The 20,652-nt window shown below is 69.9% G+C and carries 10 protein-coding genes; 5 read left to right on the forward strand and 5 right to left on the reverse strand.

The annotated features are described in order from the left end of the window. The first annotated feature begins 88 nt into the window (after nt 1-88). On the forward strand, nt 89-2,137 hold the full coding sequence (locus AC07SQ_RS03920) for a M3 family metallopeptidase (protein ID WP_495270685.1): 2,049 nt from the start codon (nt 89-91) through the stop codon (nt 2,135-2,137). A 59-nt stretch (nt 2,138-2,196) separates the two neighbouring features. Continuing rightward, complete coding sequence (locus tag AC07SQ_RS03925; RefSeq protein WP_492727377.1) at nt 2,197-2,826, forward strand: glutaredoxin family protein; 630 nt, start codon at nt 2,197-2,199, stop codon at nt 2,824-2,826. 40 nt (nt 2,827-2,866) lie between these two features. Here AC07SQ_RS03925 and rpiA read toward each other — a convergent pair whose 3' ends face one another. Then, nucleotides 2,867-3,571: a ribose-5-phosphate isomerase RpiA gene (gene rpiA, locus AC07SQ_RS03930; protein WP_095745673.1), complete on the reverse strand. Its 705-nt coding sequence runs from the start codon at nt 3,569-3,571 to the stop codon at nt 2,867-2,869. Nucleotides 3,572-3,611: 40 nt separating this feature from the next. Here rpiA and AC07SQ_RS03935 point away from each other — a divergent pair, with 40 nt between their 5' ends. Beyond that, on the forward strand, nt 3,612-4,691 hold the full coding sequence (locus AC07SQ_RS03935; RefSeq protein ID WP_492684050.1) for a quinone-dependent dihydroorotate dehydrogenase: 1,080 nt from the start codon (nt 3,612-3,614) through the stop codon (nt 4,689-4,691). 29 nt (nt 4,692-4,720) lie between these two features. On the opposite strand, the gene AC07SQ_RS03940 is transcribed toward AC07SQ_RS03935, so the two are convergent. From AC07SQ_RS03940 to AC07SQ_RS03955, 4 genes are all read right to left on the reverse strand, one after another. Beyond that, nucleotides 4,721-5,422 (reverse strand): phage holin family protein, encoded by a 702-nt coding sequence (locus tag AC07SQ_RS03940; protein ID WP_062479920.1) that lies wholly within the window; start codon nt 5,420-5,422, stop codon nt 4,721-4,723. 84 nt (nt 5,423-5,506) lie between these two features. Next, nucleotides 5,507-5,803 (reverse strand): glycine zipper domain-containing protein, encoded by a 297-nt coding sequence (locus AC07SQ_RS03945; protein ID WP_056580064.1) that lies wholly within the window; start codon nt 5,801-5,803, stop codon nt 5,507-5,509. Between the two features lie 133 nt (nt 5,804-5,936). Next, the gene (locus AC07SQ_RS03950; RefSeq protein ID WP_495270684.1) at nt 5,937-7,040 is read right to left on the reverse strand and encodes an NAD(P)/FAD-dependent oxidoreductase; all 1,104 of its coding nucleotides are present in this window, start codon (nt 7,038-7,040) and stop codon (nt 5,937-5,939) included. Nucleotides 7,041-7,075: 35 nt separating this feature from the next. After that, nucleotides 7,076-7,198: a hypothetical protein gene (locus tag AC07SQ_RS03955; RefSeq protein WP_062479916.1), complete on the reverse strand. Its 123-nt coding sequence runs from the start codon at nt 7,196-7,198 to the stop codon at nt 7,076-7,078. 1,249 nt (nt 7,199-8,447) lie between these two features. Between AC07SQ_RS03955 and AC07SQ_RS03960 the strand changes: the two genes are divergently transcribed. Both AC07SQ_RS03960 and AC07SQ_RS03965 read left to right on the forward strand, forming a co-directional pair. Further along, entirely contained in the window at nt 8,448-15,656 is a 7,209-nt protein-coding gene (locus AC07SQ_RS03960; RefSeq protein WP_495270683.1) for an amino acid adenylation domain-containing protein, read from the forward strand. Continuing rightward, complete coding sequence (locus AC07SQ_RS03965) at nt 15,653-20,650, forward strand: amino acid adenylation domain-containing protein (RefSeq protein ID WP_495270682.1); 4,998 nt, start codon at nt 15,653-15,655, stop codon at nt 20,648-20,650. Before AC07SQ_RS03960 ends, AC07SQ_RS03965 begins: the two co-directional genes overlap by 4 nt. The last annotated feature ends 2 nt before the right edge of the window (nt 20,651-20,652 follow it).

Genomic DNA, 20,652 nt, shown 5'->3' on the forward strand with positions numbered 1-20,652 from the left:
CCTCAAGGGGCACCACCGGCGGCCCGGCAAAGCCGGTTCCGCGGTGGTTCCCGAAATGGCTTCGCTACGCTCGCCCAGGATCTTTCACATGACCAATCCGCTCCTCGACTTCACCGACCTCCCCCTGTTCGACCGCATCAAGCCCGAACACGTGTCGCCCGCGGTCGACGCGCTGCTGGCCGATGCCGAGGCCGCGCTGCAGACGGTGACGGCGCCCGAATTCCCGGCCGACTGGATCGCGATCTCCAAGGTGCTCGACGTGGCCTCCGAACGCTTCAGCCGCGCCTGGGGCGCTGTCGGCCACCTCAACGCCGTGGCCGACACGCCCGAGCTGCGCGCCGCCTACAACGAGGCCATGCCGCGCGTCACCGCCTTCTGGACCCGCCTGGGTTCCGACGAACGCCTGTACGCCAAGTACAAGGCCATCGACCCGGCCACGCTCAACCCCGAACAGCGCCAGGCGCACAAGAACGCCGTGCGCAACTTCGTGCTCGGCGGCGCCGAGCTGCAGGGCGAGGCCAAGCAGCGCTTTGCCGACATCCAGGAACGCCAGGCCGAACTGAGCCAGAAGTTCAGCGAAAACGCCCTCGACGCCACCGACGCCTTCGCGCACTACGCGCAGCTCGGTGAACTCGACGGTGTGCCCGAAGACGTGGTGAGCGCCGCGCGCGCGGCCGCCGAGGCCGAAGGCAAGAAAGGCTACAAGCTCACGCTCAAGATGCCGTGCTACCTGCCGGTGATGCAGTTCGCCAAGAGCAGCGCGCTGCGCGAAACCCTGTACCGCGCCTACGTCACGCGCGCCAGCGAACTCGGCGATCCGAAGTTCGACAACACCGCGCTCATCACCGAGATCCTCGCGCTGCGCGAGGAAGAATCGAAGCTGCTGGGCTACAAGAATTTCGGCGAACTCTCGGTCGTGCCCAAGATGGCCGAATCGCCCGAGCAGGTCGTCAAGTTCCTGCGCGACCTCGCCGCCAAGGCCAAGCCCTACGGCGAGCGCGACCTGGCCGACCTGCGCGCCTTCGCGGCCGAACAGCTGAACCTCGTCGATCCGCAGGCCTGGGACTGGACCTACGTCGGCGAAAAGCTCAAGGAAGCGCGCTACGCCTTCAGCGAGCAGGAGGTGAAGCAGTACTTCCCGGCGCCGAAGGTGATGGCGGGCCTGTTCAAGATCGTCGAGACGCTGTTCGAGGTGTCGATTCGCCGCGACAGCGCGCCCACCTGGCACCCGAGCGTCGAGTTCTACCGCATCGAGCGCGCCGGCCAGAAGGTCGGCCAGTTCTACCTCGACCCCTCCGCCCGCGCCGCCAAGCGCGGCGGTGCCTGGATGGACGACGTGCGCGCCCGCTGGCTGCGCCCCGACGACGGCGTGCTGCAGACGCCGGTCGCGCAGCTGGTGTGCAACTTCGCCAGCGGTGTCGACGGCAAACCGCCGCTGCTCACGCACGACGACGTGACCACCCTCTTCCACGAGTTCGGCCACGGCCTGCACCACATGCTCACGCAGGTGAACGAGCGCGACGTGTCGGGCATCAGCGGCGTCGAGTGGGACGCGGTCGAGCTGCCGAGCCAGTTCATGGAGAACTTCTGCTGGGAGTGGGACGTGCTCGCCCACATGACGGCCCACGTCGACACCGGCGAGCCGCTGCCGCGCGCGCTGTTCGACAAGATGACCGCCGCCAAGAACTTCCAGAGCGGGCTGCAGACGCTGCGCCAGATCGAGTTCTCGCTGTTCGACATGCTGCTGCACACCGAGCACCAGGCCGCCGCCGCCCAGCCGGGCGCCGTGATGGCGCTGCTCGGCCAGGTGCGCGCCGAAGTGGCCGTGATGCCCTCGCCGCCCTTCAGCCGCACGCCGAACACCTTCAGCCACATCTTCTCGGGCGGCTACGCGGCCGGCTACTACAGCTACAAGTGGGCCGAGGTGCTGAGCGCCGACGCCTACGCGGCCTTCGAGGAAACCGTGGGCGCTGACGGCGAACCCAACATCGAGACCGGCCGCCGATACCGCCAGGCCATCCTGGAGGCCGGCGGCAGCCGCAGCGCCATGGATTCGTTCAAGGCCTTCCGGGGCCGCGAGCCGCAGCTTGATGCGCTGCTGCGACATCAGGGCATGGCTCAGGCCCAGCCCGCTTGATACGGCGCTGAAGCTTGCGATACTCGGGAGATATGTATCCGACTTTTTACAAACTCCCGATGCGCGGCCTGATCGGCCTGGTCCTCGTGCTGTCGACCGCCAGCGTGCTGGCACAGGCGGTCTACCGCCAGGTCGACAAGAACGGCAAGGTCACGTTCTCGGACCAGCCCCCCGTCGTCACCAACGCGCCGACGGGCGGGCCCCAGCCGGCCGGCGTCAACGCGCCGACGAACAGCGGGCTTCCCTACGAACTTCGCCAAGTGGCACAGCGCTACCCCGTCACGCTGTACAGCGGCGAGGGCTGCAGCCCCTGCAACGAGGCGCGCACGCTGCTCACCACGCGCGGCATTCCCTTCGAAGAACGCACCATCAAGAGCAACGAGGACGTCGACGCCCTGCAGCGCCTGAGCGGACAGAACGCGCTGCCGCTGCTGACCGTCGGGTCGCAGCAGCTCAAAGGCTTCTCGGACGTGGAATGGTCGCGCTACCTCGACGCGGCCGGCTATCCCAAGAGCAACAGCCTGCCCGCAGGCTACCGCCCGCCCGCCGCGCGCCCGCTCGTCGCGCAGCAGGCACCGGCAGCGGCAGCGCCCCGTGCGACCGACACGCCCCTGCAGCCGCCGAACCCCGCGCCGGCACCGCCCTCGAACGCACCGGGCCCGAACAACCCGGCCGGCATCAAGTTCTAGAGGCGGACGGGGCCTCGCCCCCGCCCCGCGTCGCCGCCGTTCAGCCGGCGAACTGCAACGTCTTCACGCCCGACGCCGTGCCCAGCAGGCACACGTCGGCCTTCTGGTGGGCGAAGACCCCCACCGTCACTACGCCGGGCCACTGGCTCACTTCGGATTCAAAGGCGCGCGGGTCGGTGATCCGCAGGCCGGTCACGTCGACGATGTGCTGGCCGTTGTCGGTCACCAGCGGCAGGCCGTCTTTCTCGCGCACCTGGGCGATGCCGCCCAGGCCGGCGAACTGGCGCATCACGCGGCGCACGGCCATCGGGATCACCTCCACCGGCAGCGGAAAGGCGCCGAGCGTCTCGACCAGCTTGGAGGCGTCGGCGATGCAGACGAAGCGCTTGGACTGCGCCGCGACGATCTTCTCGCGCGTGAGCGCCGCGCCGCCACCCTTCACCATGAAGCCCCGGTGGTCGATCTCGTCGGCGCCGTCGATGTAGACGGCCAGTTCTTCCACCTCGTTGCTGTCGAACACCGGAATGCCCAGTGCGCGCAGGCGCTCGGTGGACGCGACCGAACTGGAGACGGCGCCCTTGATCTCGTCCTTGATCGTGGCCAGCGCGTCGATGAACTTGTTGACCGTGGAGCCGGTGCCCACGCCGACGATCTCGCCCTTGACCACGTAGGCCAGCGCGGCAAGGCCGACCTGGGCCTTGAGTTCATCCTGGGAAAGAGGGGTTGGGGAGGCGGGTGCGGTCATCGCGGAGAATCCTTGGCTCATTGAAGTCGAGAATTATCTGATGCCCTTGCTGCTGCCCTCTTCGCTCTATGGCCTGGCCCGCCCTTTTCTGTTCGGTTTCGACCCCGAGCACGCCCATGAAATCACCCTCGACGGGCTGGCCCGCACCCAGAACACGCCATTGGCCTGCGCCTACGCGGCGACGCGCGTCGAAGACCCGATCCAGCTGGCGGGCCTGAATTTCCCCAACCGCGTCGGCCTGGCCGCCGGGCTGGACAAGAACGCACGCTGCATCGACGCCTTCGCGGCCATGGGCTTCGGTTTCGTCGAAGTCGGCACGGTCACGCCCAAGGGCCAGCCCGGCAACCCGAAGCCGCGCATGTTCCGCCTGCCGCAGCGCGACGCACTGATCAACCGCCTGGGCTTCAACAACGAAGGGCTCGACGCCTTCCTGGCCAACGTGCAGAAGGCCCGTTTCCGCAAGCAGGCCGGTGGCAGCAAGTCGCCCATGCTGCTGGGCCTGAACATCGGCAAGAACGCAGCCACGCCGATCGAGCGCGCGGTGGACGACTACCTGGCCTGCCTGGACGGCGTCTACCCGCACGCGGACTACGTGACGATCAACATCTCCAGCCCCAACACGGCCAACCTGCGCTCGCTGCAGAGCGACGAAGCGCTCGATGCGCTGCTGGGCGCCGTGGCCGAGCGGCGCGAAGCGCTGGCCACGCGCCACGGCAAGCGCGCGCCGCTGTTCGTGAAGATTGCACCCGACCTCGACGACGCGCAGGTCGCGGTGATCGCCGCCACGCTGCAGCGCCACGGCATGGACGGCGTGATCGCCACCAACACCACGCTCGCACGCGACGCAGTGGCCGGCCTGCCCCATGCCCAGGAAGCCGGTGGCCTCTCGGGCGCACCGGTGCGCGAAGCCAGCAACCGCGTGATCGCGCAACTGCGCGCGGCACTGGGCAAGGACTTTCCGATCATCGGGGTGGGCGGCATCCTGAGTGCGGCCGATGCCAAGGCCAAGATCGCCGCAGGCGCGGACGTGGTGCAGATCTACACCGGCCTGATTTATCGCGGCCCCGGGCTGGTCCGCGAAACGGCCCAGGCGCTGCAGCAGGATCGCCGCAAGGCCTGAGCCGGTTCTTCTTTTTTGCTGCCGGTGGCTCAGCGCATGCGCCAGAGCACCGGCGCAATGACCGTGGCCCAGCGCAGCAGCCGCTTCGGGCGGATCACCGCCACAGCAGCGGCAGCGACCACCCCGGCGGCCACCGGGTGTTCGCGCGCAATGCGCAACGCGGTTGCCGCGGCCGATTCATTGACGGGCTCGCCCGAGGCCGGCTGCGTCTCGCGACCGCCCTGCAAGGTGGCGATGCGTTCACGCTGGCGGTCCATGCGGGCCAGCAGCTCCTCGCGCGTGGCGGGGCGCGGCGGGCGCGGCGCTTCGTCGTCCAGCTCCGGGTCCTTGCCGAGGTTGAAGCGGTCCTGGACCCAGGCCCAGTCGCGCTCGAACTCCTGAAAGGTCGGAACGAAGCTGTTGGAGGCATTGCTCAGGCTGCGCATCAGGCCGATGACGGCCGCCAGCCACAGCACCGCCCAGACACCGGCCACCACCCAGGCGGCGGTGACGCGGTACGGCGTGTCCCAGTAATGCACGACCACCGCCATCGAGAGCAGCGCCACCGCGACGGTGGTCAGCCCCAGCACGGCGACGACCAGGACGAGGGTCAGCTTCAGGCGCTGCTTCTCGTCCTCCCAGGCCATGCGCAGCAACTGCACCCGGTCCTCGGCCGCCAGCGCACCTTCGGCGGCGGCGATGCGCAACCGGCGGATGCGGGCATCGAGCCCGAACAGGGACAGCAGTCTCATGCGCCGCCTCCGCCCTCACCGGCCACAGCGTGGCGACGGCGAACGAAGGGACGGCGGTGTGCGCTCAGGCCGGTGCAGTGACGCTCAGCGGCGGCCAAGCAACAGACCCACCAGCACGCCGACGGCCAGTGCGGCACCGGCAACCTGCCAAGGTTCGTCGTGGGCGTAGGTGTTGGTGGCGGTGGCCGCCTGGCGCGCCTTCTTGGCGGCCAGCTTGCTCTTTTCGGAAGCCAGCTCGCGCGCGATGGCGAGCTTGGTGTCGATGCGTTGGCGCAGCGCCTTGATGTGGGGAACCGAATCCAGGTCCTTGCTGGCCAGCACGCCGCGCACGTCGCTTGCGATGTCTTCGGCTGCTGCTTCAAGATTGTTGGATGCACTCATTGGAATCTTTCCTCCGTGATGACACCGGCACCGCGCCGGCGGCTTCACGCCAGCATATGGCGTGCTGTCATGTTACAGGCTCGAAAGCCCCTCATGCGCGACAGATGTGCTCAGTTGTGCCCGAGTGCATGCATCAGGCCTCGGCGAGCAGGTCCGCAACGTGCCGTCCGATGGCCAGGCAACTGGTGAGTCCGGGCGACTCGATGCCGAAGAGATGGACCAGCCCCGGCACCCCATGCGACGCGGGCCCCGCGATCACGAAATCGGCCGCGGGCTCCTCCGGCCCCGAGATCTTCGGACGCATGCCGGCATAGCCCGGGATCAACGCGCCGTCGGGCAACGCCGGCCAGTACCTGCGCACCTCGTCGTAGAAACGCTCGCCGCGCGCGGGATCGACCACGAGATCGTCGGCCGCCTCGACCCACTGCACGTCGGGCCCGAACTTGGCCTGTCCGCCGAGGTCGAGCGTCAGGTGCACGCCGAGCCCGCCCGGCTCCGGCACGGGATAGATGAGCCGGCCGAACGGCGCGCGGCCCGCGAGCGTGAAGTAGCTGCCCTTGGCGAAGTACTCGCGCGGCACCATCGACGCCGGCATGCCTTCGAACCGACGCGCCAACGCCGGTGCGCCCAGCCCCGCGGCATTGACCACGGTGCGGCAACGCAGCGCCGTGCCATCGGCGGCGATCAGCACGACGGCCCCATCCACGCATTCGGCGCGTTCGATGGGCGACTTGAGCGCCAGCATGCCGCCTGCGTTCTCGAGATCGCCGAGCAGGCCCAGCATCAGCGCGTGGCTGTCGACGATGCCCGTGCTCGGCGAATGCAGCGCCGCCACGCAATGCAGCTGCGGCTCCATCGCGTTGGCTTGCTGTGCGGTGAGCAGCACCAGGTCGTCCACGCCGTTGGCCGCGGCCTTGGCGCGGATCGCGTCGAGCGGCCCCACCTGTTCGGCCGAGGTCGCCACGATGAGCTTGCCGCAGCGGCTGTGCGGCACGCCGCGTGCCTGCGCGTAGCTGTAGAGCGCGTCGCGTCCTTCCACGCACAGCGTCGCCTTCAGCGAGCCCTGCGGGTAATAGATGCCCGCGTGGATCACCTCGCTGTTGCGCGAACTCGTTCCCGTGCCGATGGCCCCTTCGGACTCCAGCACCAGCACCTCCCGGCCCGCGAGCGCCAATGCGCGCGCCACGGCCAGACCCACCACGCCGGCACCGATGACGGCGCAATCAATTTCATCCATCGCGCGAGCTTAGCGCGGCGCGACGGGCGTTCTGCCTACCTCGCGCTCGGTGGCGGCTCGGGGTCGGTGGGCTCGTCGGGCGCGTGCTCCGGCCCTTCGTCGGGCTCGACCGGCAGGTCGGGCGTGATCGGAGACGGAAGATCGGGTTGGGTGGCCATGGCTGCACTCCTTCGTTCCATCTCGTCGTTCTAGCGCGTTCTCACGCGCCTGCAAGCGGCCCGTGGCGGAAGGCGTCGTCGGTGCGCACCGACAACAGGCCTTCGCCCAGGCGTTCCAGCAACAGGGCCACGCACGCTGCTGTGTCCTCGCCCCTCCCACACCACACAGGGAGGATCACAGTGGACGATGCATGGCAGGGCCAGTCTAGGCATCGCCGTGCCTTCGCACATGAGCGAAGCGCCCTTTGGTGAGGGAGCCATGCGCCCTGCCCGGCGTGCATGCGAGCGTGACAAAGCGCCTGCCTGGGACCGCGTGCCCGGCGCGGCCCCCACGACCCGCTGGTCGCGTCGAAAAAAACGCCGTCCGTCCGGCCTGAAAAAACCCGTGCCCGCAAAGCATTCGCGCCGCGGTCCGACGGTGAATTGCGGACGAAATGACGGGCCCGCTGCGTCGATGCCCCGACCCGGCTCAGGCCTTCCCGCCGGCGCGACGGAAATCAACCGGGATCAATGCCGGTACCCATGGCGCGACCGCCTTTCCGAAATTCGCCGGCGATTGTCGCAATGCATCCCCGCGCTCCGTGCGCTGACAGAGGGGAAAGTACCTCGATCCCCATTGCTCTCTATTTCATTAAAACAATGGACATCATTTGAATTTCAATGATCGCCAAGAATCACGAAAAAATTGCATCTCCGGCACCAAAAATCAGATGATAAGTAACATTTTTCATTAGATCTTTTAGGCCTTTTGAGGATTTCCAAATTCACCCTCGAATTAACCAAGAGACGAAAAAACCATTCCACAGAAGAAAAATATCTACCCCATTTTGAGTGCTCAACGCTCGAATGCCGATTCCTTCCAACTGTCTCAATTCGCGAAAAGTTTCTTGTCAACCGTCAAAACTTGTCTGATTTTAGAAACCTTCATCTAAGTGATACCGAAATTCAGACCCTCAGGTCTGCAGACATGGCGAAGAAGAATGGCCATTTTTTTGAATCGACGTTCCATCATGGCTTCCTACAGGGGTGACAAAACGCCCACCACAAATGGCCTTGGTACCTCAAATGTCATGGCTTAGGTAGTTCGATTCGGAAATATTTATATCCAAATGTAAACATGGAGAAAAGAGCCAAACAGAAGGCTCACCAAGTTCATAGGATCGCGACAAACCAAGAACCAAATCCAATTGAAATCAATTCGATTCCTTCAATTGAATTTTCCATTCACAGTCTGCAGCCGGGTAATTGCATGGAAACCCACATTGCTTCGTCGCCGGAGGCCGCCGTGGCCTCGCTGGCCGCGCTGGGCGATCTGTTCGTGTCGCCGCCCGCGCGCACGGCGGCAGGCGAACGGCTCGGCGTCTCGCTGGTCCTCGAAGCCGGGTTCGCGCAGCGCTGGCTCGCCTCGCTGGGCACCACGGGGTACCTGCCGGACACGCTCTTCGTGGGTGCCTGGCTGCTGCTGCAATCGCGCTGGCTGGGCGCGGCCCTGCCGGGGTCTCACGGCATGCCGACGTCGCTGCCCGGCACCGCGAGCGCGTGGCTGACCCAGCTCGACCTCGACCGACGGACCACGCCGCACACCGCCGACGCCCTGCCGCCCCTGCGGCTCGAAGCCCGGACAGAACTCCCCGCCAGCCTGCACCTGGACGTCGACGCGAGCCTGATGGACGCGCCCTGCGCCAGCCGCCTGCTCGCAGCCATCGCCGACACCGCCGCCGATCTGCTGGTGCATCCCGGTGCGGCGCTCCACAACATCCGCGCCCTGCCCGACACCGACCGCCGCGACCAGCTCGCAGCCTGGGCCACGCCGCCCGCCGCGCCCGACCTGTCGCTCACCGTGCCCGCCGTGTTCGGCCGCCGGGCCGCGGCCACGCCCGACGCCGTGGCGCTTGTGGAAGGCGACGAAACGATGACCTACGCCGAGCTCGACGCGCGCAGCGACCGGCTCGCACAGCGCCTGCAACAGTCGGGCGTGCGGGCAGGCGACCCCGTCGGGATGGTGTTCGAGCGGTCGATGGCCGCCGTCGTCGCCATGCTCGGCATCCTCAAGGCGGGCGCGGCCTACGTACCGGTACCGACCGACTTTCCGCCCGAACGGGTCGCTTCCATGTTCGACCAGGCCGGCGTGACCCGGGTCGTGACGACCGAGGCACTGGCCTCTCTCGTGCCGGCCCACTGCACCGCCGTGCGGATCGACGCGCCTGAAGACGGCGCGGACCCCGCGCCGTGGACGCCGCCGGCCTTCGACGGCGAATCGCTGGCGTACCTCATGTACACCTCGGGCTCGACCGGCGTACCCAAGGGCATCGAGATCGGCCATCGCGCCATCCTGCGGCTGGTCGTCGATGTCGACTACATCGAGCTCGCACCCGGGCGCGCGATGCTGCATGCGGCGCCGCTCGCCTTCGACGCCTCGACGCTCGAGGTCTGGGGGCCGTTGCTCAACGGCGGGCGCTGCGTGATCCACGACGAACGGGTACCCACCGGCGCCGGCCTCGCACGCACCATCGCCCGCCACGAGGTCCACACCGCCTGGCTCACGGCCTCGCTCTTCAACGCCGTGGTCGACGGCGATCCGCAGCACCTCGCGGGCCTGGCACACCTGTTCACCGGCGGCGAGGCGCTGTCGGTACCCCATGTGCGGCGCGCGCTCGACGCGCTCCCCGGGCTCACGCTCAGCAACGGCTACGGGCCGACCGAGTGCACGACCTTCGCGACCACCCACCGCATCGAACGCGCCGCGATCGCAGCGGGCCCGCGCTCGGTGCCGCTCGGGCGCCCGATCAAGGACACCGTGCTGCGCGTGCTGAGCCCGACGCTCGAGCTGCTGCCCAGCGGACTCGTGGGCGAGCTGTGCATCGGCGGACACGGCCTGGCGCGCGGCTATTTGGGCCAGCCCGAACTCACGGCCGCGCGCTTCGTGCCCGACCCCTTTAGCGCGTCCGGCGACCGGCTCTACCGCACCGGCGACCTCGCCCGCTGGCTGCCCGACGGCACCCTCGAATTCATCGGCCGCATCGACGGCCAGGTCAAGATCCACGGCCACCGCATCGAGACCGGCGAGGTCGAGGCGGCGATCCTCGCGCACCCCGCGGTGCAGTCCTGCGCGGTGGTCGCGCGGCCCGGTCGCGACGGCCAGCTGCGCCTGGTCGCCTACCTGGTCGCCCGCACGCAGAAGCTGGCGTGGGACACGCTGCGCGCGCACCTGGCGGCCCGCCTGCCCGCGGTGATGCTTCCGTCGGCGCAGGTGTGGCTCGCGCAACTCCCCGTCACGCCCAACGGCAAGCTCGACCGCAACGCCCTGCCCGAGCCAGCCGCCGAGCGCCCCGAACTCGCGCAGCCTTTCGAGGCCGCGCGCGACGCGCTCGAGCAGCAGGTGTGCGACGCCTTCGCGCGCGCCCTGGGCATCGACAAGGCCGGTCGCCACGACAACTTCTTCGACCTGGGCGGCAGCTCGCTGCTGGTGCTGCAGGTGCTGGCGGACCTGCAGCGCGAGGGCGCACCGCCGCTGTCGACCAACCTCTTCTTCCGCCACCCGACGCCAGGCGCCATCGCGGCGCAGTTGCAGTCGGCTGGCGAGGCGCCGCAGGCGCCGCAACCCGTGCCCGTGCGCGAGGACGCCGCCAGCGTCCCCGAGCCCATCGCTCTCATCGCCACCGCCGGTCGCTTCCCCGGCGCGGGCGATGTGGAGCAGTTCTGGGACAACCTCGTCGCCGGGCGCGACACCATCAGCTTCTTCGACGACGCCAGCCTGGACGCCGGCGTCAGCGAGTCGCTGCGCCGCGACCCGGCCTACGTGCGGGCGCGCGGCGTGATCGACGGCATCGAGGGCTTCGATGCCGCCTTCTTCGGTATCGGCCCGAAGGAAGCCGCGCTGATGGACCCGCAGCACCGCGTGTTCCTCGAGATCTGCTGGGAGTGCCTGGAGCGCGCGGGCTACGTGCCCGACGAAGCGCCGGGCCCGGTGGGCGTGTACGCGGGCACGTACAACGCGACCTACTTCCAGCGCCACGTCGCCTCGCGCCCCGACCTCGTGGAGGCCGTCGGCGAGTTCCAGGTGATGCTGGCCAACGAGAAGGACTACATCACCACCCGCGTGGCCAACCGGCTCAACCTGCGCGGGCCGGCGGTGAGCGTCAACACCGCGTGCTCGACCTCGCTGGTCGCGGTGGCCCAGGCCTTCCATGCGCTGCGCACGGGCCAGTGCTACATGGCGCTGGCGGGCGGCGCTTCGGTCACCTGCCCGCCGCGCAGCGGCTACCTCTACAACGAGGGCTCGATGCTCTCGCCCGACGGCCACACGCGCAGCTTCGACGCGCAGGCCAAGGGCACCGTGTTCAGCGACGGCGCCGCCGTGGTGCTGCTCAAGCGGCTGTCCGATGCGCAGGCCGACGGCGACACCGTCTATGCCGTGCTGCGCAGCGCCTGCGTCAACAACGACGGCGGCGCCAAGGCCAGCTTCACCGCGCCCAGCGTGGACGGCCAGGCGGCGGTGATCCGCGCCGCGCTGGCCGCGGCGGACGTGGACGCGCGCAGCATTTCCTACGTGGAAGCGCACGGCACCGCCACGCCGATGGGCGACCCGGTCGAGGTCGAGGCGCTGGCCGTCGCGTACGCCGAGCACACCGACGCGCGGGGCTACTGCACGCTGGGCTCGCTCAAGAGCAACGTGGGCCACATGGTCACGGCCGCGGGCGCCGCCGGCCTCATCAAGACGGCGCTGTCGCTGCACCACGAACTGATTCCGCCCACCGCGCACTTCACGGCGCCGAACCCGGCGATCGACTTCGCGCGCACGCCGTTCCACGTCAGCAACCAGCTGCAGCCGTGGCCGCGGGCCGCGCTGCCGCGCCGCGCGGGCGTCAGCTCCTTCGGTGTCGGGGGCACCAACGCGCACGTCGTGCTCGAGGAAGCGCCGGCGCGGCAGGCACGCACCACGCAGCCGGGCGTCCATGTGCTGGCGCTGTCGGCCCGCTCGGAGGCCGCGCTGGCGGTCGCGACGCAGCAACTGGCAACGCACCTGGAGGAACAGCCCGGGCTCTGTCTGGGCGACGCGGCGTTCACCCTGTGCGTCGGCCGCAAGGCCCATGCCTTCCGCCGCGCCGTGGTGGCCGGCGATGCGGCGCAGGCCATCGAGGCCTTGCGCTCGGAGAACACGGCGTGGCGCGTGAGCGACCGGATCGCCGAGCGCGCGCCGCAGCCCGTGCTGATGTTCCCGGGCCAGGGCGCGCAGTACCCGGGCATGGGCCGCGCGCTGCATGCGGGCGACCCGGTGTTCGCGGCCGCGTTCGACAACTGCCTGCGTGCCTTCGAGGGCTCACTGGACTTCGACCTGCGCGAACGCATGTTCGCAGACGACCCGCAGGCGCTCGCGCCGACGGCCGTCACGCAGCCCGCGCTCTTCACGCTCGAGTACGCGCTTGCGCGGCGGCTGCTGTCGCTGGGCCTGCGCCCGCACGCGCTGATCGGCCACAGCGTCGGCGAATTCGTCGCGGCCGTGATCGCCGGCGTGATGCGACTGGAAGACGCGGCCCGGCTCATTGCCCGCCGCGGCGCGCTCATGCAGGCACAGCCCGCGGGGACGATGCTGTCGGTGCGCCTGGGCGCGGACGCATTGGCCTCGCGGCTCGCGTCCTCGCCCCAGGTCTCACTCGCCGCGGAGAACGCACCCGGCGCCTGCGTGGCCGCCGGCCCCAGCGAGGCCATCGCCGAACTCCAGGCCGCGCTCGAAGCCGAGGGCGTCGCCTGCCGGCTGCTGCAGACCTCGCACGCCTTTCACTCCGCCATGATGGACGCCGCGGTGGCGCCCTTCGAGGCGCTCGTGAGCCAGGTCACGCTGCACGCACCGCAGATCCCCCTCTACTCCACGTTCACCGGTCGCCTGCTCGAAGACGCGCAGGCCACGAGCCCGGCCTACTGGGCGCAGCACCTGCGCGGCACCGTGCGCTTCTCACCCGCGTTGCAGAGCGCGGCGGACGACGCCACCCATCCGGTGTTCGTGGAAGTCGGCCCCCGCAACACGCTGGCCGCGCTGGTGCGACAGCACCGCCTGCCAGGCCTGGCCCCGGCGTCGAAGGCCGGCGCGGTGGCGGTGTCGCTGCTGCACGGCGAGCCGGCCGACGAGACCCGGACCTTGCGCCTGGCCGCCGCGCGCCTGTGGACCTGCGGCGCCGAGGTCGATCTCGCCCTGCTGGCACCGCGCGCCGGCGCCCGGCGCGTGTGCCTGCCCACCTACCCGTTCGAACGCAAGCGTCTCTGGGTCGACATCGCGCCCACCGCGCCGGTGTCGCCCGCCCTTGCGCCCGTCCTGCCTGTTTCATTGGAGCCGATCGTGACCGCTGCAGCGCCCTCGCCTGACCTTCCTCCGCCTTCTTCCCCGCCGCCCGAGGCGTCGCGCGCGGCGTCGGTCGACAGCCGATTGCGGGCCCTGTTCGAAGACATCTCGGGCATCGACATGGCCCAGGCCGAGGGCCAGGCCCCGTTCGGCGAGATCGGGATGGACTCGCTCACGCTGACCCAGGCCGCCACGCAGATCAAGAAGCGCTTCAAGGTCGAGCTGAGCTTTCGCCAGCTGATGGAGAACTACCGCAGCTTCGACGCACTGGCCGCGTACCTGCTGCAGAGCCTGCCGCCCGAGGCCGAGCCGGTGGCTGTGCCCGTCACGCCCACCATGCCTGCGACATCCGTTGTGCAGGTGTCGATGCCAACGCCGCCGCAAGGGCTTGCGCAGCCCACCGGCCTGCTGAACCAGGTGATCGCGCAGCAGATGGAGCTGATGCGCCAGCAGCTTGCACTCCTGTCCGGCGCCGCCGCGCCGGTGGCGGTCGCAGCGATGCCCGTGTCGGCCGAGGCCGCACCCGCCGCGCAGCCGCAGCCGCCCGCCGAAGCCCCGCTTCGCTACGACGTCAACAAGGCCTTCGGCGCCATTGCCCGCATCCACACCCAGCGCACCGCCGAACCCAGCGCGCGGCAGAAGGCACGGCTCGCCACCTTCGTGCGGCGCTATGTCGAACGCACGCCAAAGAGCAAGCGCTTCACCGAGGACAACCGCGCGCACATGGCGGACCCGCGCGTGGTCAACGGTTTCCGTCCGCTGACCAAGGAGATCACCTACCAGATCGTGATCGAACGTTCGAAGGGTTCCAGGCTGTGGGACCTCGACGGCAACGAGTACGTCGACGCGCTCAACGGCTTCGGGCTGAACCTGTTCGGCTGGCAACCCGACTTCGTGCAGGACGCCGTGCGGGCCCAGCTCGACGCGGGCTACGAGATCGGGCCGCAGCATCCGCTCGCGGCCGACGTGACGCGCCTCATCTGCGAACTCACGGGCAGCGAGCGCGCCGGCCTGTGCAACACCGGCTCCGAGGCCGTGATGGCGGCGCTGCGCATCGCGCGCACCGTCACCGGCCGCAGCACGGTGGTCGCCTTCACCGGCTCCTATCACGGCACCTTCGACGAAGTGCTGGTGCGCGCCGGCAAGGGCGGCAAGGGCCTGTCGGCCGCACCGGGCGTGATGAGCGGCATGTTCGGCGACATCCGCGTGCTCGACTACGGCACGCCCGAGGCGCTGGCCTTCATCCGCGACAACGCCGCAGACCTGGCGGCCGTACTGGTCGAGCCGGTGCAAAGCCGCCGCCCCGACTTCCAGCCGCGCGAGTTCCTGCACGACGTGCGCGACGTCACCGCGAAGAACGGCTGCTGCCTCATCTTCGACGAGGTCATCACCGGCTTTCGCAGCGCGCTGGGCGGCGCGCAGGAACTGTTCGGCGTGCGCGCCGACCTCGCCACCTACGGCAAGGTGATCGGCGGCGGCTTTCCGGTCGGCGTGATCGCCGGCAAGCGCGAGTTCATGGACGCGCTCGACGGCGGCGCCTGGCAGTACGGCGACGACTCGATCCCGGGCGTGGGCGTGACCTACTTCGCCGGCACCTTCGTGCGCCATCCGCTGGCGCTCGCCGCGGCCAAGGCCTCGCTCACGCACCTGAAGGAGGCCGGGCCCGCGCTGCAGGCCGGGCTCACCGCGAGCACGACCGCCATGGCCACGGAGCTCTCGGGCTGGTGCCAGGAGGTCGGCGCGCCGATCGAGATCCGCCATTTCGCCTCGCTGTGGCGCGTGAGCTGGCTCGAAGACCAGCCGCTGCAGGACCTGCTGTTCGCCATGATGCGCAGCCGCGGCGTGCACATCCTGGACAACTTCCCGTGCTTCCTCACGAGCGCGCACAGCGCCGAGGACATCGCCTTCCTGCAGCGCGCCTTCAAGGAGTCGGTCGCCGAGATGCAGGAATCCGGCTTCCTTCCGCGCCGCGCTCCCGCCCCCACCCGCTTCGACGCGCGCAAGCCCGTCGAGGACGGCAGCGTGCTGGCCCGCGACAGCGACGGCCAGCCGTACTGGTACGTACCCGAAGACGCCGCCTTGCACGAGCGCCTCCTCATCAACGGAAAGGCCGCAGCATGAACGCCGCACTCAAGCCCACCGCGAGCGGTGGCCTCGTCGAATGCATCATTGCGACCACCGAGTCGCAGCGCGAAATCTGGCTCGGCGCCACGCTGAGCCCCGAGGCCTCGATGGCCTACAACGAGTCGGTCGTGCTGCGCCTGCGCGGCGCGCTGGACGGCGACGCCTTGGCGCGCGCCACCGACCGGCTGCTCGAACGCCACCAGGCGCTGCGCGCCACCATCTCGCCGGACGGCACCTTCATGCTGGTCAGCCCGCCGGCCGGGAACCAGCTGGTGCGCCACGACCTGGGCGGGCTCGCGCCCGAAGCCCTCGCGCAGGCGCTGCACGCGGCCCATGACGAGGCGGTGTGCACGCCGTTCTCGCTCGAGCACGGGCCGCTGTTCCGGGCGGTGCTGTACCGCCTGGGCGATGACGAGCACGAGCTCGTGATGTCGGCGCACCACGTGGTCTGCGACGGCTGGTCGTGGGCGGTCATCACCGAGCAGCTGGGCCACCTCTATGCCGAGGAAACCGGCATCGGGCTGAAGCTCAAGGCCGCGCCGCTCTTCGCGGACTTCGCCGCCGAGGAAGCCGTCGCGGCCGCGAGCCCCAACATGCAGGCGCACATCGACTACTGGCTGGAGCGCTTTGCCGGCAACACGCAGCCCGTGCTCGACCTGCCGCTGGACCGCCCCCGCCCGGCCGCCCGCACCTTCAATTCGCGCCGCGCCGAGCGCCTGCTCGACCGGCGCGTGGTCGGCGCCGTGCGCATCGCGAGCACCAAGGCCGGCGTCAGCCTGTTCACGGGCCTGCTCAGCGGCTTCGTCGCGACGCTGCACCGCCTCACGGGACAGGAAGACATCGTCGTCGGCATCCCGACCTCGGGCCAGCTCGCGCACGACGTGCCCGGCCTGGTCGGCCATTGCGTGAACCTGCTGCCGCTGCGCATCGCCGCGCATCCGGCCATGCGCTTCGACGCGCTGATGGACGAATGCAGCACCGCCGTACTCGACGCCTTCGATCACCAGGCACTGACCTACGGCGCGCTGCTGGGCCAGCTGTCGCTCGAGCGCGACCCGAGCCGGCTGCCGCTGGTGAGCGTGACCTTCAACGTCGACCCCGACGTGGCGAGCAGCGCGCAGGCCTTCACCACGCTCGACGTGGTGCAGGACACCATCGCCCGCCGCTACGAGAACTTCGAACTCTTCGTGAACCTGCGCCCGCACGCCGGCAGCCTGCAGGTCGAGGCGCAATACAACACCGACCTGTTCGACGACGTGAGCGTGCAGCGCTGGCTCGACATGTTCGAGTGCGTGCTGCAGTCGGCCGCGCACAAGCCCGACGACACCATCGGCGGGCTCGACGTGCTGTCCGCCGGCGCCGCGCGTGCGCTGCTGGCGCTGCAGCCGGCGCGCGTGCCGCTGCGCGGCGCGCCGCTGGCGCACGCCGGCTTCGTGGCGCGCGTGCCGCAGCAGCCGCACCGCCCGGCGGTGCGCGACGGCGCGCGCAGCTGCAGCTACGGCGAACTCGATGCGCTGTCCAACCGCCTGGCGCGTGCGTTGCGCGCGCGCGGCGTGGGCCGCGGCCAGCGCGTGGGGCTGTGCCTGGAACGCAGCCTGGAAATGGTCGTCGCCATGCTGGGCATCCTCAAGGCGGGGGCGTCCTACGTGCCGATGGACACCTCATTTCCGCAGGCGCGGCTGGACCACTACGCCAGCGACGCCACCCTCAGCCTGATGCTGACCTCGTCCGACATCGCGGTGGCGCCGCGCGACTGGCGCGCCGACGCCGACCAGCGCGTCTTCGAGATCGATCGCGACACCGCCTGGCGCCAGCTCTCGGGCGAAGCACTGCCGCCGAGCAGCGACGACCCGGGCTCCGAAGACGCCGCCTACGTGATCTACACCTCCGGCTCGACCGGCCTGCCCAAGGGCGTCATCGCGCACCATCGGGGCGTGGCACACCTGCTGCAATGGATGCAGCGCGAATCGGGCATCGGCCCGTCCGACCGCATCGCCGCCGTCACCACGCTGTCGTTCGACATGGCCGTGCCCGACCTGCTGCTGCCGCTGGCGGCGGGCGCCGAACTCGTGATGGTGCAGCGCGAGGTCGCCATGGACGGCAACCGCCTGTCGCAGGCGCTCGACGACGAACAGATCACGCTGCTGCAGGCCACGCCCGGCATGTGGCAGCTGCTGCTCGATGCCCAGTGGGCCGGCGGCACGCCCGGCTTTCGCGGCTGGACCGGCGGCGAGGCGCTGCGCCCGAGCATGGCGCTGGCGCTGTGCGAGCGCATGGAAGGCCTGTGGAACGGCTACGGCCCGACCGAGACGACGGTGTATTCCACGGCCTGGCATGTGCGTCCCGAAGAGATCGCCTCGCGCGGCATCTCGATCGGCAGGCCCGTCGACAACACCGAGATCTGGATCCTCGATGCCGACCTGCAGCCCTGCCCGATCGGCGTGCCTGGCGAAATCTGCATCGCGGGCGAAGGCGTCTCGCTGGGCTACCTCGACCGCCCCGCGCTGACCGCCGAGCGCTTCGTCACGGTGCGCATCTTCGGCGCCACGAAGAAGGTCTACCGCTCCGGCGACCGCGGCCGCTGGCGCAACGACGGGCTGCTCGACCACCTCGGCCGGCTCGACTTCCAGGTCAAGGTGCGCGGCTACCGCATCGAGCCCGGCGAGATCGAGGTGCGCTGCTGCGAAGTGGCCGGTGTCTCGCGCAGCGTGGTCGTGGCCCGCGAGGACAACCCCGGCGACGTGCGCCTGGTGGCCTACCTGGCGCTGGCGCCCGAGGGCGGTTTCGACCTCGATGCGCTGATGGTGCACCTGCGCAAGCACCTGCCGGCCTTCATGCTGCCGCAGCACGTGGTGACGCTCGATGCCCTGCCCACGCTGGCCAACGGCAAGGTCGACCGCGTCTCGCTGCCGCCGCCGCAGGCGGTGGCGCGCGACGAAGTGCGGCGCGGCGCCGGTCCGCGCAATGCGCACGAGCGCAAGGTGCTCGCGGTCATGGAGAAGGTGCTGAGCCTGCCGGGCCTGGACATGCACGACAACTTCTTCACCATGGGCGGCCACTCGCTGCTGGCCGCGCGGCTCACCACGCTGCTGAGCCGCGAGTTCCAGGTCACGCTGCCGCTGCGCGCGCTGTTCGAGGCGCCCACGGCCGAGAAGCTGACCGCGGTCATCGAGGCGCTGCAGGGCGCGGGCGTCGGCCTGCAGGCGCCGATTGCCTGCCACCCCGATCGCCGCAGCGCGCCGCTCACGCCTTCGCAGGAACGCATCCGCTTCATGGAGCAGCTGTACACGGGCCGTTCGGTCTACAACGCGCCCTCGGCCCAGCGGCTCACCGGCAAGCTCGACGCCGCGCGCTTCGAAGGCGCGCTGCGCGAAATGATCCGCCGCCAGCCGTCGCTGCGCACAAGCATCGGCTTCGACGAGGACACAGGACGGCCGATCCAGTCGATCGCAGCGTCGGTGGAGTTCGCCCTGCCGCTGGTCGACCTGCGCGGCCTGCCCGCTGACCAGCGCGAGGCCGAGCTGGTCGAGCAGATGCAGGAGCTGGCAGACCGGCCGATCGACATCCACAGCGCGCCGATGATGCGCGCGACCCTGTTCCAGCTCGACGACAACGAGCACGTCTTCCTGTTCGTGCCGCATCACCTGATCTGGGACGGCTGGTCCTTCGACCTGATGCAGCGCGAGCTGGGCGCGTTCTACGACGCCGCCGAACGCGGCCGCCCGCACAACCTGCCCGCGCTCGCCACCACCCACGGCGACTACGCCGAGTGGCTGGAGACCTGGCTGACCGAGCCTGCCTGCGAGGAGCAGCTCGCGTTCTGGCGCGGCCGGCTCGCCAGCGCCAGGGCCGTGCGCCCGCCCCGCACCGACATGCCGCGCCGCGCGGGCAAGAGCGGCCAGGGCGGCGCGCACTGGATCCACATCGATCTGCAGAGCACGCAGCGGCTGCGCGAGGTGGCGCGCGACATGGACGTGACGCTCAGCATGCTGACCTTCGGCATCTACGCGCTGACCATGGCCCAGGCGACCGGCAACGACGCCATCGTCATCGCGAACCCGGTGCGTGGGCGCCAGCAGGCCGAGACGGAAGACGTCATGGGCTTCTTCAACAACGTGCTGCCGGTCTCGCTCGCGGTCGACATGGCGCTGCCGCTGCCCGACTTCATGCGCTACGTGAAGCAGGAGCTGCTGTCGATGATGAACCACCAGCAGGTGCCCTTCGAGCGCCTGATGGCCGAGCCCGGCTATGCGGGACAGATCAAGGCCTCGGGGCCCTACCAGGCGATGTTCTCGTTCCAGGACGCCCGCGAGCGCGCGCGCACCGTCGGCAGCCTGCAGACCCGCCAGGTGCACGTGATGCAGCACGGCGCCACCGACGACGTCGGCGTGTGGCTGATGGACAAGCCGCACGGCCTGGAAGGCGCGCTGCTCTACAACGCCGACGTCTACCTGCGCGAGACCGGCGCCCAGCTGCGCGAGCGCTACCTCGAGGTGCTGGGCCGCGTCGCCGACCACCCCAATGCCACGCTCGCCGAGATCGCCAGCGCCGAAGGCTCGGCCAGCGCGCGCTATCTGCGCAAGCTGGTGGCCGACGAGGCGGATAAGAGTGCGCCGGCCGAGCCCCTCAACGGCGACGCGCGCGAGGCGAAGCGGGGCCTGCTCAGCCCCGAGCACGCCCAGCTGGCCCAGATCTGGGCCGACGTGATCGGCATCGACGTCGACGAGATCCGCGCCAGCGACAACTTCTTCGACCTCGGCGGCGACTCGCTGCTGGTGCTGCGCGCCGTGCAGCAGGCGGCGCAGACGCTCGGGCACCGCGTGGAGCCGCGCCGCTACCTGTTCGAGAACCTCGGGCAGATCGCGTCCTCGGCGCACGGCACGCCGCACGGCGTGCCTTCGGACCTCGCCGACCTGGCCGCCGGCACGGCCGCGCATGCACAGCGCGGCGGGCTGCTCGGCGCACTCGGCAGCTGGCTGCGCAAGGGGTGACC

The sequence above is a fragment of the Variovorax sp. GW821-FHT06D12 genome, from assembly GCF_059419205.1.